At 48.7% G+C, this 14569-nt stretch carries 13 protein-coding genes; 7 read left to right on the top strand and 6 right to left on the bottom strand.

Annotation, left to right across the window (positions count from 1 at the left end; genetic code table 11):
• The first annotated feature begins 102 nt into the window (after positions 1-102).
• The 5 genes from IPL32_06815 (at position 103) to IPL32_06795 (ending at position 4824) form a co-directional block, all read left to right on the top strand.
• Positions 103-2040, top strand: a complete 1938-nt coding sequence (locus IPL32_06815; protein ID MBK8465527.1) for a 1-deoxy-D-xylulose-5-phosphate synthase — start codon at positions 103-105, stop codon at positions 2038-2040.
• A 35-nt stretch (positions 2041-2075) separates the two neighbouring features.
• A complete protein-coding gene (locus IPL32_06810; GenBank protein ID MBK8465526.1) occupies positions 2076-2837 on the top strand; it encodes a thioredoxin domain-containing protein in 762 nt (253 codons plus the stop codon).
• A complete protein-coding gene (locus tag IPL32_06805; GenBank protein MBK8465525.1) occupies positions 2834-3295 on the top strand; it encodes a vitamin K epoxide reductase family protein in 462 nt (153 codons plus the stop codon). Before IPL32_06810 ends, IPL32_06805 begins: the two co-directional genes overlap by 4 nt.
• A 129-nt stretch (positions 3296-3424) precedes the next feature.
• Positions 3425-3985 (top strand): sigma-70 family RNA polymerase sigma factor, encoded by a 561-nt coding sequence (locus IPL32_06800; GenBank protein ID MBK8465524.1) that lies wholly within the window; start codon positions 3425-3427, stop codon positions 3983-3985.
• Positions 3982-4824 carry an anti-sigma factor gene (locus IPL32_06795; GenBank protein ID MBK8465523.1) on the top strand — a complete coding sequence of 281 codons (843 nt, stop codon included), beginning with the start codon at positions 3982-3984 and terminating at the stop codon, positions 4822-4824. The genes IPL32_06800 and IPL32_06795 overlap by 4 nt, the downstream gene beginning before the upstream one ends.
• 7 nt (positions 4825-4831) lie before the next feature.
• Here the strand turns inward: IPL32_06795 and IPL32_06790 are convergent, their stop codons facing one another.
• A complete protein-coding gene (locus IPL32_06790; GenBank protein ID MBK8465522.1) occupies positions 4832-6811 on the bottom strand; it encodes a DUF3857 domain-containing protein in 1980 nt (659 codons plus the stop codon).
• 27 nt (positions 6812-6838) lie between these two features.
• Entirely contained in the window at positions 6839-8842 is a 2004-nt protein-coding gene (locus IPL32_06785; protein MBK8465521.1) for a DUF3857 and transglutaminase domain-containing protein, read from the bottom strand.
• A gap of 243 nt (positions 8843-9085) precedes the next feature.
• Here IPL32_06785 and IPL32_06780 point away from each other — a divergent pair, with 243 nt between their 5' ends.
• Together IPL32_06780 and IPL32_06775 are read left to right on the top strand one after the other, a co-directional pair.
• Positions 9086-10156, top strand: a complete 1071-nt coding sequence (locus IPL32_06780) for a class I fructose-bisphosphate aldolase (GenBank protein MBK8465520.1) — start codon at positions 9086-9088, stop codon at positions 10154-10156.
• A 109-nt stretch (positions 10157-10265) separates the two neighbouring features.
• Complete coding sequence (locus tag IPL32_06775; protein ID MBK8465519.1) at positions 10266-12032, top strand: hypothetical protein; 1767 nt, start codon at positions 10266-10268, stop codon at positions 12030-12032.
• 88 nt (positions 12033-12120) lie between these two features.
• Here IPL32_06775 and IPL32_06770 read toward each other — a convergent pair whose 3' ends face one another.
• From IPL32_06770 to IPL32_06755, 4 genes are read right to left on the bottom strand one after another with little or no spacing between them, the layout of a single operon-like run.
• Entirely contained in the window at positions 12121-13020 is a 900-nt protein-coding gene (locus tag IPL32_06770; protein ID MBK8465518.1) for an MBL fold metallo-hydrolase, read from the bottom strand.
• A 58-nt stretch (positions 13021-13078) separates the two neighbouring features.
• Positions 13079-13747: an MBL fold metallo-hydrolase gene (locus tag IPL32_06765; GenBank protein MBK8465517.1), complete on the bottom strand. Its 669-nt coding sequence runs from the start codon at positions 13745-13747 to the stop codon at positions 13079-13081.
• 58 nt (positions 13748-13805) lie between these two features.
• Positions 13806-14090 (bottom strand): hypothetical protein, encoded by a 285-nt coding sequence (locus IPL32_06760; protein MBK8465516.1) that lies wholly within the window; start codon positions 14088-14090, stop codon positions 13806-13808.
• Positions 14087-14533 (bottom strand): GNAT family N-acetyltransferase, encoded by a 447-nt coding sequence (locus IPL32_06755; protein MBK8465515.1) that lies wholly within the window; start codon positions 14531-14533, stop codon positions 14087-14089. Before IPL32_06755 ends, IPL32_06760 begins: the two co-directional genes overlap by 4 nt.
• Positions 14534-14569 lie beyond the last annotated feature (36 nt).

Below are 14569 nucleotides of genomic sequence, written 5' to 3'. Positions count from 1 at the left end.
ACGATTGGATACATACGGCCTATGTATATGATTCTACGCTTAACATTTGCTTTCGGGCAGGCTAAAATGTGACATTCGGTCATAATAAAGCCAATAGTTCAAATGAAATTCTTATCCGAAATAAATTCTCCTGCCGATTTGCGTCAATTGCGTGTCGAAGATCTGCAAGAAGTCGCGGACGAAGTGCGGCAGTTCATTATCGATACGTGCTCACGCGTTGGCGGCCACACGGGAGCGAGCCTTGGTGCGGTCGAACTGGCTGTCGCGATGCATTATGTTTTTGACACACCAAACGATCGCCTTGTTTGGGATGTTGGCCACCAGGCGTATGCTCATAAAATTTTGACCGGTCGCCGCGACGATCTGCATACGATCAAACAATACGGCGGATTGAGCGGATTTCTGAGACGCGACGAATCGGAATACGACACATTCGGTGCCGGCCACGCTTCGACATCGCTATCGGCGGCGTTGGGAATGGCTGTTGCACGCGATAAGAAAGGCGAAGATTTTCATGTTTGTGCGATGATCGGCGATTCGTCGGTCGCGGGCGGCATGGCGATGGAAGCCATTAATCAGGCAGGCCATTTAAAGTCGCGACTCGTTGTACTGCTCAACGACAACGGTATGTCGATCGCCCCAGCAGTTGGTTCTATCAACGGTTACCTTAACCGGATCAAAGAAGCTCAAAGCTACCAGCATCTTAAGGAAGAGATCGGCGACGCGCTAGAGAGCGTTCCCGGTATCGGCGGATCGCTTCGCCGCGCAGCTAAGTCTTTTAAAGATGCGATTGCCGCAGCGGTTTTGCCGGGTGCTTTGGTAAATGAACTCGGATTCAAATACATCGGCTATGTTGATGGCCACAACGTACCGGACCTTGTTCGAGCACTTGAAGAAGCAAAGAAGATCGACGACGGACCCGTGATTGTCCACGCGCTGACTACAAAAGGTAAGGGCTTTCCCAATCCCGAGAAAAATTACTACGCATATCATGCGACCGGCCCATTCGATCCAAAAACCGGCCTGCCGTATAAATCGAGCAAGGTTTCGCCGCCGAGCTACACGCAGATCTTTGGCGAAACGATGTGCGAACTTATGGCTAACGACGAAAGTATCGTTGCCCTCACGGCCGCGATGCCGGACGGAACGGGCATTGACAAAGTTCTCGAAAAATTTCCCGAGCGTTCGTTTGACGTGGGAATTGCCGAGCAGCATGCAATTACTTTTTGTGCGGGCATGGCTTGCGAGGGATTAAAGCCTGTTGCTGCGATCTACTCGACATTTTTGCAGCGAGCGTTTGACCAGGTGATCCACGACGTTTGTCTGCAAGATCTGAATGTAACCTTGGCAATGGACCGTGCCGGTATTGTAGGTGCTGACGGCCCGACTCATCACGGCCTGCTCGATATTGCTTACTTACGCGGTTATCCAAATATTGTTTTGATGGCACCAAAAGACGAAGCGGAAATGCGCGATATGATGCTCACAGCCATTGAGCATCCAGGTCCTGCGGCCCTGCGTTATCCGCGAGGGAATGGCTTTGGAGTTGACATCAGTGCAGCGCCTAAACAGATCGAGACAGGTAAGGCCGAGATACTCAGAGGCGAAATAGAAAGTGGCGAAGTCGCGATATTTGCTTATGGCTCGATGGTCTATCCGTCAGTTGAGGCGGGTAAGAACCTTGAAAAAGACGGCATTGCCGCAACAGTAATAAATGCTCGCTTCGTAAAGCCGCTCGACAGTGAAATGATCATTGCCCTTGCCCGCAATATGCGGCTGATCGTGACTGTCGAGGATGCCTATCTGGCAGGCGGTTTTGGCTCCGCCGTGCTAGAGCTGCTTGAAGAAAACGGTTTATCAGATAAAATAAAAGTAGTCAGAATGGGTGTGCCCGACCAAATTGTTACGCACGGCGACCCTAAACTTTTGCTTGCTGAGTACGGACTTGATGCCGACGGTATTTACAATAAGGTTGTCGTGACGCTCGATGCAATGGACGAAAAGCGGGTAAACAAACCTCAAATAAAGGCTGTAAGATAATTGTCCGACGAATTTAGTTAGATAGAAATAAAAAGATGAAAAAAACACCGATACTTTTAATTGGAGCAGTGTTTGCGATCGCCGTGTTTAGCGGATTGATTTTTAATGGTTGTTCGCCAAGCGCCTCGAACACCTCAAATACAAATAAGCCGGCGACGAATGCCAATGCACCAAAACCGGCACAGACGATACCCCCAAATTCACCTCCGGGAGCAGAGCCGCCTGAGCAGCAGGGTTCAGCGACGGCCACTGTGAAGCTTGAGGAGTTTGCCGATATGCAGTGCGGGGCCTGCGCAACTGCCCATCCGGTGATGAACGAGATCAAGTCAATGTACGGATCGCGCATACATTTTATTTACCGTAATTTCCCGCTTCCAATGCACGATAAAGGCTATGATGCGGCTCTAGCGGCTTCGGCGGCAGGATTACAGGGAAAATTTTGGGATATGCAGAATATGCTTTTCTCTAATCAAAAGACTTGGGCCTCCGATCCAACTTACAAACAGATATGGAAAGGATATGCCCAGAAAGTCGGCTTGGATGTCGCTAAATGGGAATCCGACATGGCCGGATTTCCCGTCAAGAACCGCGTCGAGGCAGACCTGGCCAGAGGAAAGGCGGTGGGAATAAGTTCGACACCTACGTTATTTGTAAACGGTACTGCGGTTCCGTTTGCCGACATGAACGTCACGGCGCTCAAGACTCTGATCGATGCCGAGCTTCAAAAGGCATCGGGCCAAAGCTCGGCTGCTAACAAGGAAGTTGCTCCGGCAAAATCTGAAAATACTAATAAGTGACGCTAACTGACGCCAACGAAAAACCTCGAACGACGATCGCCAAACTGCCATTCGCAGCGGCGATCGTCGCGTTGTTGGGTTTGGCTGATGCGATCTACCTAACGATCCATCATTACACGGCCGAGGCGGTTCCGTGCGGCCTCGAATTCGACTGCGGTGCGGTACTTAATAGCAGTTATGCAGAGATCGCCGGCGTTCCGTTGGCCGCATTTGGAGCGGCCGCTTATTTTGCGGCCTTTTCGCTTGCCCTACTGACGGCGTTCGGCAATCGTATAACGTGGAATTTGTTTGGCATTCAGGCGACAATGATGGCAGTTGTGAGCGGCTATCTTATCTATGTGCAGTATGCGTTTATAAACGCTTGGTGCCAATACTGCCTCATTTCGGCGGGAATTTCGTTTACTTTGTTTTTGCTCTTTTGGGTCTCTGCCTTGTTGAAAACGCGAAAAGCCGTCTAAAAACGTTTGAATCCAAACGTTTCATACTATCGAAATCTATTTTGAAAGGCCTATGAGCTGGCCTTTCGTAATTGGCAATAGCTATGAAAATAAGGTAGCTTATAACATTATCCATTCCCCTCTAAAATAGTGACCGAAGCCATCTTACAACGCATAGCAAATGGTGACAGAGACGCCGTGCAGGATTGTCTGAAAAAATATGGCGCACTGGTATGGTCGCTTGCTCGAAAGATGCTCCGAAATTCCGACGATGCCGAGGACGCCGTGCAGGAAATATTTATCGATGTCTGGAAAAACGCCGCTCGTTTTGATGCCTCAAAAGCCTCCGAGATCACTTTTGTCGCGATGATCGCCCGACGCCGTCTTATCGACAAGATACGCCACTCTACACGTCGAATTTCCGCCGATTCCATCGATGATGTTTTATTGGAGCCATTTACGCGGGCGGATAAAACAATGCAGACAGGTTTAGAGGCTGAACAAGCGGCAGAGGCACTGCGTAACCTGCGCCCAGAGCAGCAGCAAGTGTTAAATCTCTCGATAGTACAGGGAATGTCGCATCAGGAGATCGCCGAGCGATTGGGAATACCGCTCGGGACAGTTAAGACGCACGCAAGACGCGGCATTTTAGAGGTAAGAGAACATTTAGGCCTAGGCGGAACACAGGTCTCACGGGAGGTAAGGGCATGAGCGACGATAAACAAGAAAAACTCATAGACCTCCTTATCTTGCAAGCCGTTTCAGGGCTCGATCAAGCCGAAAAAGGCGAACTATACGCCCTTGATCCGAACTCGGCTGATGAATTTAGTTCGATCGAAACGACCGTCGCGGCTATCAACATTGCGGGAGCGCCTATTGATGAACCGCTTCCATCACACCTCTTTTCAAAGATAACGGCAGAGGCACAAGATTTTGTCGGTGCGTCAGAAGCGGAATCGCCATGGCCGCCTTCGAAGATTCGTCAGCAAGAGGCTGAGCCAGCCGGAGTGTCGTGGTTCGGTTGGCTTGGTTGGGCCGCTGCAGCAGCAGCTTGTGTTGCACTCGCTCTAAACATCTGGTTCACTCGAACCAAACCAATCGATGTAGCGGAGGTTAAGACCCCGCCACCTGTAATTAAGCCTGTTACTCCGACTGAGCAGCGTGAGGAATTGATACGTTCGGCAACCGGAATGGTCAAAGCGAATTGGGCAGCCGGAAATGTAAAAGAAATTTCTCAGATAACCGGTGATGTGGTTTGGAGTGACGAAAAACAGACTGGCTACATGAGGTTTAAAGGGCTGCCAAAGAACGACGGCACAAAAGAAACCTATCAGCTCTGGATATTCGATAAGACTCAGAAGAAAGAGACCCCTATCGACGGCGGAACGTTCGATGTGACGGCTGACGGCGAGGTTATTATTCCCATCAACGCCAAACTAAAAGCTCAAGGCGCCGAAATGTTCGCCATCACGATCGAAAAACCCGGCGGCGTCGTCGTTTCGGACCGCAAAAAGATCGCAGCTCTCGCTAAGGTTGGAAGCACATCCTAAGCCGAACCTATTTCTTTATCAAAACAACAGGAACCTGTTCAGCGTCGCGTACCTTGGAAAAGAACTCCTTGGCCGTCGAGTATTTTTCGACCGGAAGAATTGTCCGGTTCAAAGACAAGATACGCGTGCACACCAGTCTATCGGCTTTGACCTCGCAGCTTGATTTATATTTGCCGAACGAGGCCTCAAAATTGGTCGCCGGCGGCATTTCATCAACCAGAAAACCGTCCGGCAAAACAAAGGTCGTGGTTTCGTTCATTGCCGTCGAGTCGAGCTCAACCGGTGTCACCCGCTTGTTTTCGGTCAAATGAGTTTCTTTTCGTCTACCGACGATCACGGGCTTGAAAACCAGCATATTGCCCCGCATCAATTGGGCATATCTCGCCACCGAAAAGTTTATATCGAGATCAAACGCGGACAAGCTCATTTCGTCCTTTGTTTTGAGATCTTCAAGCACCGCTCCGGTCGCACCGCGCGTTAACCAACTCTCAACCATCTTCTGAAAATCGGAAGCAGAATACAATCTCGACATCACGCGAATGTAGGTCGCATCCTGACCGCGATTCTTCTCCCGAATGCTGCCCTTGATCTCGCCGAGGCCGCTTAGTGTAACCTCAATATTTCTTTGCGTTTGATCTGTTTCGGGCGGTGTTACGGGCATACGTATAAGGCCGCCCTTGTCGCCAGCCATAATTACAGCGAGGCTGCCCTGTTCGTCGCCAGGCAGGTCTCCGACAGCCGTATAAGGGTCGGTTGCATCAAAAATCAAAAGGCGGCCTAGTTTTTCGTGTTCGATCACACTTGCGGCTTTGGTAGCATCACTTACTTTTACAGCGATGATACAGTGATTGAACTGTCGCGGAGACGCAAACTGCTCCCGCACATATGTCGGGTCACCTGAGTAAATGGCGATAGGGTAAGCATCAATCTTCAATACCCTGAGAAGGGCACGCATGAGGTTCGCCTTGTCCTTGCAGTCGCCATACCCCCGACCCAACACGAGTGAAGACGGCCGTGGCTTATAGCCGTTTCCATAGCCGACGCCGATATCGATGGAAATGTACTGCAAATTTTGAACGTAATTGGCGATTAGGCGGATCTTTTCAAACTCCGTTGTCGCATTTTCGGTCAACTCTCTTGCTTTTGCGGCAATGTTATCGTCAACAATGACCTGAGGGTCGTGAAGAGCTGTTCCCCAGACGGAGACGTCCGTCCAATTCGCAAACGCAGGACGTGTCGACTGAGATTTATTTTCGGGTGAATAGTTGACTGAAATGCGCGGAGTGAGGCTGTCGACATCCGGCCCAAGCGGTTCAAACGGTATCCATCCGAGATTTCGCAACTCCCACGAATAGGATGATCCATTCACCTGAGGTTTTATCTCGGACGAATTGAAAGTAAGGCTTTTTGCGGTCCAACCGGCAGGCAGATTGAGTGAATAACGAGAAAGCAAAGTCGGCAGCCTATTCTGAAAGCGCCATTGGTCTTGATAAAACAACGGCGTATTTTCCGAAACCGTTGTGTATCCAAAAACATATCCGATGTCCACATCACCTGAAGCATCAATTCGTTTTATGCGCCCTTCATCATAAACGTCGTCAGGGTCTGCGATGCGGTCGTACATCGCCTTCTTGTCGTACGATTTTACCGTTCCGTCGGGCCTGATGATCCATGCGTTGATGTCGCGGACCTTGCCTGAGCTTACCCAATAGAATGCCGTTGCCATGGCATATTCTTTTCCCTCACGGGTAAGAAGCTTGATCGCATAATTATCAATAGTTACGAGTTTGCCGTCGCCGTTAAGAGTGACCTGTTCCTCGTCATGCAGCACTACTGCAGGCACAGCTTTTTCATATGCCGGTACAGTTGCTGCGGCAGCCTGTTTTAACCATGTTGGAGCATCATCTGCCCTAACTGTTGCCGCAAACGCAAGAAAAACGGCTAAGCTGGAAAAAAGAGTGGTTAGTTTTTTTACCTTTTTACACATATAACCGTCCTGTTCTTTAATCTAATACTAACGCTGTTTCAGAGTTATCGTGTGGGAATCCGCAGTATGAAACGCATCAAATAATCCCTTTATAGGCTTATAATTGCTAGCGTCAAACAATACGTATCCGTTGCCGCCGAAATGAAAGTGACGGCTATAGCTTAGAGAAGCGGCCGAATTGGACCTGGAGATCTTTATGTCGAGCATTGCAATCTTTGCTGGATCGGAAACTATCCCGGGAGTATCGGCATTGTCCAGATCAAAGTTTTGCGGGTATGTAAATTCTATCTTGTCATCTTCTGACCAAGGAAACCGAAAAAAGAGGTCGTATTTTCGCGAAGAGCTTGAAAATACGGGATTTGAGCCGTATTCAAAAAAACCGGGTTGCAGGAAAAGCCTCTTGCCCGTTTTTTGAGCATAGTTTGGTACCCGAATTGTGTATTTTTGGACCAAAGGTTTTGAGCTGTCCATCAGATTCTCGATCGAAACGTTTGAAACCTCAATCAGGCTCATACGTAGCTTTAGATCTTCCTTAAGGCCTTCTTCGATTTTAGCCGGAGCATCTTCATAGTTATCCAACCTGTAAAGTAATGCCGGCTGGCCATACATCTCGATCTGAACCGATCCCTCGATGGTGCCATCTTCCAGCAAGCTAAACTTACCGGTTCGTTTTGTTACGGACGACTCGTGTTTAGCGTAAGGGGTTTTGACCCATTCTAATCCATCTTCACCGACAAGCATGGCCGGAGTGTCCTCTTCGTACCACACGAGCATACCGTAAGGCGCGAATTTGAGCCCGGGATTAAAGTACTTCCACTCGGAACCAACCTTTACGGCAACCGCCGCCGGATGAATGAGATTTTCATCTAGCATCTGAGGCGTAAAGAACATTTTGCTGCGATCAGAGGAAAGCACCACACGCGTCTCAAAGCCGGCGGCTTTGGCAAGGCTACCAAACAACATATCGATGAACATACTGCTTGCAGATTTTCGTTTTAGAACGTCAGAAACGGATTTGGCCTGCGGCAGTTTTTCCCGCTGTTCATCGGTTATTGATGGGTCAAATGTTGTGTTTGCGATCTGTGTCTGACAAAACTCGTAGAGCTTTTTTAGCTTTTCTTCCGGACTGGAAGCTCCGGCGGTGATGTCGGACGCTGCTTTCTTGAGCTCACCATTTGTTTTGTTCATTATTTGAGCCAGAAATTTGTATTGTGCTCCCACACCGCCCCAATATTTTGTTGGTGAACTGGTGTCTTTGACGGCGTAAGTGACAGTATCAAGTGAGGCAGCGATCGCATCTCGGTCAGGCATGAGAAGCTGCATCCAAGAGCGAACCATATTCTCGGGCGGCATTTGTGGCTCCTCTATCATCGCCGGAATATTTGTTCGCTTTGCGATCCAATAGCCGCCTTTGTCCTTTACAAACTTTGTATCGTTAAAATTGTATGTCTGATAAGCCGGATCGCCTTTCCACGGCTTGTAGTAATAGGTCAGCGTCTGAACCGGTATATCCTTCTGAAATTCAAGCGTTATCCCTCGCGCGCTGGCGTAACTGAAAACTTCTTTGTATTTGTATTCAATAATGACGCCAGGCTCGATATTGGGAATGGCAAATGATTTAGCCATTAGCTTGGCACCGTTCGTCTTGACGATCTCACGCTCGAAAACGTCCCCTGGCTTTATATCTACGATCGAACCATCCTTCTTTATGACGCGCGCCGCAAGATCTTTGATCTTGATTCCCTTAACAAATGAAACGTCAAACTTGCTATATTTTTCGCGGCCGCGCTCGGTATATATCTTGATGCGGACATAGTGTTTTCTGGAAAGATCGATCGAGTCACTGTCGTCTATCCTAACTTCCCAAAATATGGCCTCGGCATCCGCATCGGGTTCAATTGAAGATTTTTGTGAAGACAGTTCTTCCTGAGAAACAGGACGCCAATCCTTGTCCTGGGCGGTCGTGTTGGCGACCAAAAATACGACAAAGATAAAACAACTGAACAGCAGATAAGCACTATAAGCCTTCATATTTACGTTGGGGTCTCCTGTTAATATTTTTTTAAATTTATTGTGTTGACGGGGCAGTTTACTATGGAATTGCTATAGAATCAATGAAATTTAGCTCGTGAAGCCTCTCGAATGACAGTTTTTTGAGCATTATTTTAATGTAATTTTGAAGATACTAGGATGAGAAAAGAAACATTTCATATGCTACAATGTCGAAAATCAGATTTTTAGTTTAATTAAGTTAATTATTCAGGAGAGAATTAGATGTCTGTCGATAGTATTAGAGAACTCTTGGGTGCCGAGGCCGATACCCTTTTAAATCACGTTTCAAAAACGATACCAAAAGAAACTTTACAGTTGCCGGGCGGCGATTTTGTTGATCGCGTCTGGACAAATTCTGATCGTACGCCGAGCGTTTTGCGTTCGCTGCAGACGTTGAATGACAATGGGCGTTTGCGCGGGACGGGTTATTTGTCGATCTTGCCGGTCGATCAGGGAATCGAGCATTCGGCGGGAGCGAGCTTTGCTCCGAACCCGATGTATTTCGATCCTGAGAACATTGTAAAACTCGCTATCGAAGGCGGCTGCAACGCCGTTGCTTCAACATACGGCGTGCTCGGTTCGGTCGCTCGCAAATACGCACACAAGATACCGTTTATCGTAAAGATCAATCATAACGAGCTGCTCACCTGTCCAAATCAGTTCGATCAGGTGATGTTTGGCACGGTCGAGCAGGCGAGCAATATGGGTGCGGTCGCTGTCGGAGCGACGATCTATTTTGGTTCGGACCAATCGACGCGGCAGATCACTGAGGTCGCCGAGGCGTTTGCGTATGCACATGAGCTTGGGATGGCGACGATACTGTGGTGCTACCTCCGCAATTCGGCATTTAAGACCGACGAAGGCGATATGCATACGGCGGCCGATCTGACTGCGCAGGCAAATCATCTCGGCGTGACGATACAGGCCGATATCATCAAGCAGAAACTGCCCGAACGCAACGGCGGATATCCCGCAATGAACAAAGCGGGAAGCTACGGCAAGACACACAAAAAGGTCTATGACGAACTGACGACCGACAATCCGATCGACCTCGTCCGCTATCAGGTTGCGAATTGTTATATGGGCCGCTGCGGCTTGATAAATTCGGGTGGCGAATCAAAAGGCGCAAGCGATATGGCAGATGCCGTTCGCACGGCTGTTGTAAATAAACGCGGCGGCGGCACGGGTTTGATCTCGGGACGCAAGGCATTCCAGCGGCCGATGAAGGAAGGTGTTGAACTGCTCAATGCAATTCAGGACGTTTATCTGGCAAAGGAAATTACCGTAGCGTAGTTTTTACTACTTTAGTCTGCACAAGCCCGCACGTAAGTAAGGGCGTTACACTCAACACCCGCGTGTATCGCCCTTACTAACGTGCGGGCTTGTGCAATAATATCCAAGCATGAACGCAAAAAATTGGAAATACGCCTTACTGCCAACGCTCTTCATGGTCTTTTTGGCGATGTATCCGCAGATCAATTTTCGCATTGCAAAAGGTTCGGCATGGCACGGAGCTTATTTTGTTGCAAACTTTGACGAAGTCGCTTATTCAGCCTATGTAAATGCTCTGATAAACGGCAAACCGCGCAAATATGACCAATATATGGCAGCCGAGCTGCCTCACGAATCGCTGTATTCGATACAGTTCATACCTGCATACACGATCGCCATGCCTGCGAAGCTGTTGGGCATTTCTGCTTCGACTGCGTTTATCTTCCTGAATATTCTATGCTCCGCACTCGCGGCGTTGTTCATATTTTGGCTTTTATTCAAGATCACCGGCGACGGGCCTTTAGCTGCGACAGGCGTTTTGATGGTTTGCTGTCTCGGAACGGCTGTTGCCTACGAAGGCGAGTTGCGGGATTGGACCCAAGGCCAGATCCTTGTCGATTTTTTTCCGTTTTTGAGGCGTTATCAACCGGGATTTGCGTTTTCGTTCTTCTTCCTTTTTTGCGGATCGGTCTGGTTTTCACTAAATGCTGAAACACGGAAAAAGGCGATTCTTTATTCTCTGATGAGCGGCATTATTTTCGTTCTGCTCATATATTCTTATTTCTTTCTCTGGACAGCCGCCGCAGCGTGGCTTGCCTGTGTTTTCGTTTTAAGTCTCATTTGGCATAGAGAGAATCTCAAAAATCTGCTCACCAATGCAGCTGTCGTCGGCGGGATCGCGATCGCAGCTCTTATTCCATACGCCATGATGCTTTCCGAACGCGGAGCGCATATTGACAGTATTCAGCTTCTGGCAAATACGCGCTTGCCCGATCTTGATTCGCCGTCGATGATCTTTGGATCGATCGTTTCTATCGCGATCGCAATTCTCATATGGCGCGGCGGCGTGGAGATCAGGTCGCCTCAAACGTTGTTCGCACTCGCATTTGCTGTGACGCCTCTGGTGTTATTCAATCAGCAGATCGTGACCGGCCACTCGCTGCAGCCGATACACTACGAAGTTTTTATTGCCAATTATATGGTGCTGATCGCGTTGGCACTTTTATTGTTCATGGTCCTGCAGAAAAAGGAAGTTTTTCGTAAGGCACTGCTCTACATAGCGATAATTGCCGCCGGTTGGGGCGTTGTCGAAGCAACAGGCTCGACTAGCCGCAACAGCCAGTTTGCCGATCTTCGCGATCTGGCGATACCGGCGATTCGCTATGTCGAAAAACAGGAACAGCAATCATCAACAAAGGGAAGCGCCGTCTATGCGGCAAATACCGGCTGGTCAGATTTTATCCCGACGATCGCCGATCTGAGGCCGCTGTGGACATCTCACACGACATCGGCCGGAGGTATTGGCATAACCGAAAACAAGCGGCTTTTTCATTGCTATCTGTATTACGGCGGATACGGCGAAAAGGACGTTGAGGAAGGCTTGAAAGCAGGTGCGTTTGAAATTACCGCCGCACTTTTTGGATCGGAACGTGCACTTCCGGCACTAGGTACACATTCTGCACCGATCACAGCACAAGAGATCAGCGCAGAGGTAAAATTATATGGTGACTTTATAAAGAATTTCTCTAAAACAACTGCAACTCAACCGCTGATCTCTTACGCAATATTACCTGCGGAAGAGGGATCAAATCTCGACAACATTGATAAATGGTACGAGCGAGATGCCGGAACGGTTACAGGTTTGCTGAAGGTCTACAAGCTCAAATTAAAACCCTAAAATGCCGAACCGCACGTTAAGGGCGATACACTCAAACGCCGAGTGACGCCCTTGTTTAGAAGCAGGCTTCGCATTTGTTGACCGTCTATTATTTCTTTGAATAGCTCCGATATACGATTTCCAGCCACATGTCTGTTTTGATAAATCCGGAGCCGGCTTCTTTGAATTTATCAGGAAGGCCGGCTTTTTTAATATCATCCAGCGATTTTCCCGCCTTCATTGCGTCCTGTACGATCTTCGTACTCTCGACCATTGTTTGGTGATATGACTTTAGATCTTCGATCGTGGCGAGCGGGCCATGACCGGGAATCAGCTTCGCATCTGCCGGAATTGTCTTTATCAGCGAAGCGATATTGTTTATAAGGCCTTGCACATTGCCGCCGCTGTCGACATCGACGAACGGAAAGCGGCGAACAAAAAAATCATCACCGAGATGGACCACGTTGGCGTTTTTAAAGAAGACGACCGTGTCTCCATCCGTGTGCCCCGTTGGATAATGCACAGCTTTAACTTCTTCGCCGTTAATGTGAATCGACAGGCTCTCGTTGTACGTCACGATCGGCAGCGCGTGAGAGACATACGGAGCGGTTTTTTCGCCGAAGATCACTGGCGGTTCCATCATTCGTCTTCGAACGTTTGAATGCGCGACGATGATCGAATCCTTGCCAAAGAAAAAGTTTCCCTCTGTATGATCGCCGTGCCAGTGTGTGTTAAAAATAAATTTTGGCGATGCGGCTCCGAGTTCTTTTAGCGCGTCACGCAGCTTTTCACTTACGGCTTTGTAGTCGTCATCGACGATCAAGATGCCGTCGGGGCCGACCACAGCTCCGATATTGCCTCCGCGCCCTTGCAGCATATACACGTTGCCGCTCACTTTTGTGACTTTGACGGTCACGTCTTGCGGATTTTCAAAATGGCTGTCATCGCCGTGCGCAAACACAAGGCACGACAGACTTATTATCATTAGTGCGGAAAGTAATTTGTTCATTTTTATATAATTCCTTTTAGTCAAAAGTGGTTAATACTACTATTACGCCGGCTTGCAATCACTGTACGCCGGTCAAAAATGGATTACGTTCGCGTTCGATGCCGACAGTAGTTTCCGGCCCGTGGCCGCAGTGAACGGTAAAGTCGTCTGCTAGCGAGAGGACCTGCGCTTTTATCGATTCAATAAGCTGTTCGTGGTTGCCGCCCGGCAGATCGGTTCGTCCGACCGTTCCGCTGAACAAACAATCCCCTGTGAAAACTACACGTTCATTTTCCTCGACCAAAACAACGTGGCCGCGCGTGTGTCCCGGACAATGCCGTATCGAAAATCTCAAACTACCAACTTCGTAAACTTCGCCGTGCTTCCAGTTTTGAGTCACCGGCGGCGGAGCATCATAATCAAATCCCAATGCCGCCAACTGCGTCCGCGGAATGCCCATCATCAAGGGCTGCTGCGGCAAGCCGTAATACAGATCTTCGTCGTCTTTATGAATTAATATCTCCGCGTCAGGAAAAGTTTTGGCAAGATCAGACGTGCCACCGATGTGATCAAGATGCCCGTGCGTTATCGCTATCGCCTGTAAGTCAAATCCGTTGTCGTTTATAAAGGCAACAACCTCGTCCGATCTCTCGCCGGGATCAATGCAAATCGCCTTACGCGTTTCCTCACAAGCAACAATACGAGTGTTCTGTTGGAAAGCTGTTAGCACGAAAGTTTTAATCAGCATAACGGCGAATTTACCACATAGACACATCGGACACATAGTCAGAAAAAATCTATGTGAACTATGTTTCTATGTGGTCTAAATATTGAACCGGATCAAAATCGTCAAAGCGACGTTCGTTTAGTACAAAAATAATTGCATCGCGATAAGTTTTTGCATCTGGCTTGCCGGTAAAGCAAGGCGTTTCGATTTCGGTAAGGCTCAAATAGGTTATCAAGCAGCTTAATAGCATCCAGAGCAGTACTTCTTCGTCCGTGCCGATCGGGTTGTGCTTTATTATGCTTTCGCGATCTTCAGCTATTCCTTCGCAGATGCGTGCGAACTCGGCTTCGCTTATCTTGGTCATAATACCTCGTCATACATCTTGTATGGCGACTGCTTCATGCCCAATTTTTCATAGACGCGTTGGGCGTGCGTGTTTTCATTTTCAACGTAGAGCCGGATGCCGTAAACATTCCCTGTCGCCGCGGCATGTGTCTTTACGAAATCGTAAAGTAGGCTGTAAATTCGCTTTCCGCGGGCTTCGGGGCGAATGTAAACGCTTTGAACCCACCACCACCATGCGTTTCGCCAATCGCTCCATTCATACGTCACGAGTAGAGCTCCGGCTATCTCGCCATCCTCGTCAGCAACAACATAGAATCCTTTTGCCTTATCCTCAAATATGCTCTCAACCGCCGGTCGGACAATCTCCGTATCCAGGCGTTTCCCTTCGGTTTCAAGGGCCATTGCCCTGTTAAATTCGACCAGTGAGCCGATATCGTTTGTTGTTGCGATTCTGATATTCATTTATGTTTCCTTGACGCGAAGCCCGGCGTCCTCTAG

The organism is Chloracidobacterium sp., assembly GCA_016711345.1.
Taxonomy (GTDB): domain Bacteria; phylum Acidobacteriota; class Blastocatellia; order Pyrinomonadales; family Pyrinomonadaceae; genus OLB17.
The sequence above is the reverse complement of the archived record's forward strand: the minus strand, read 5'-3'. Positions and strand labels throughout refer to the sequence as shown.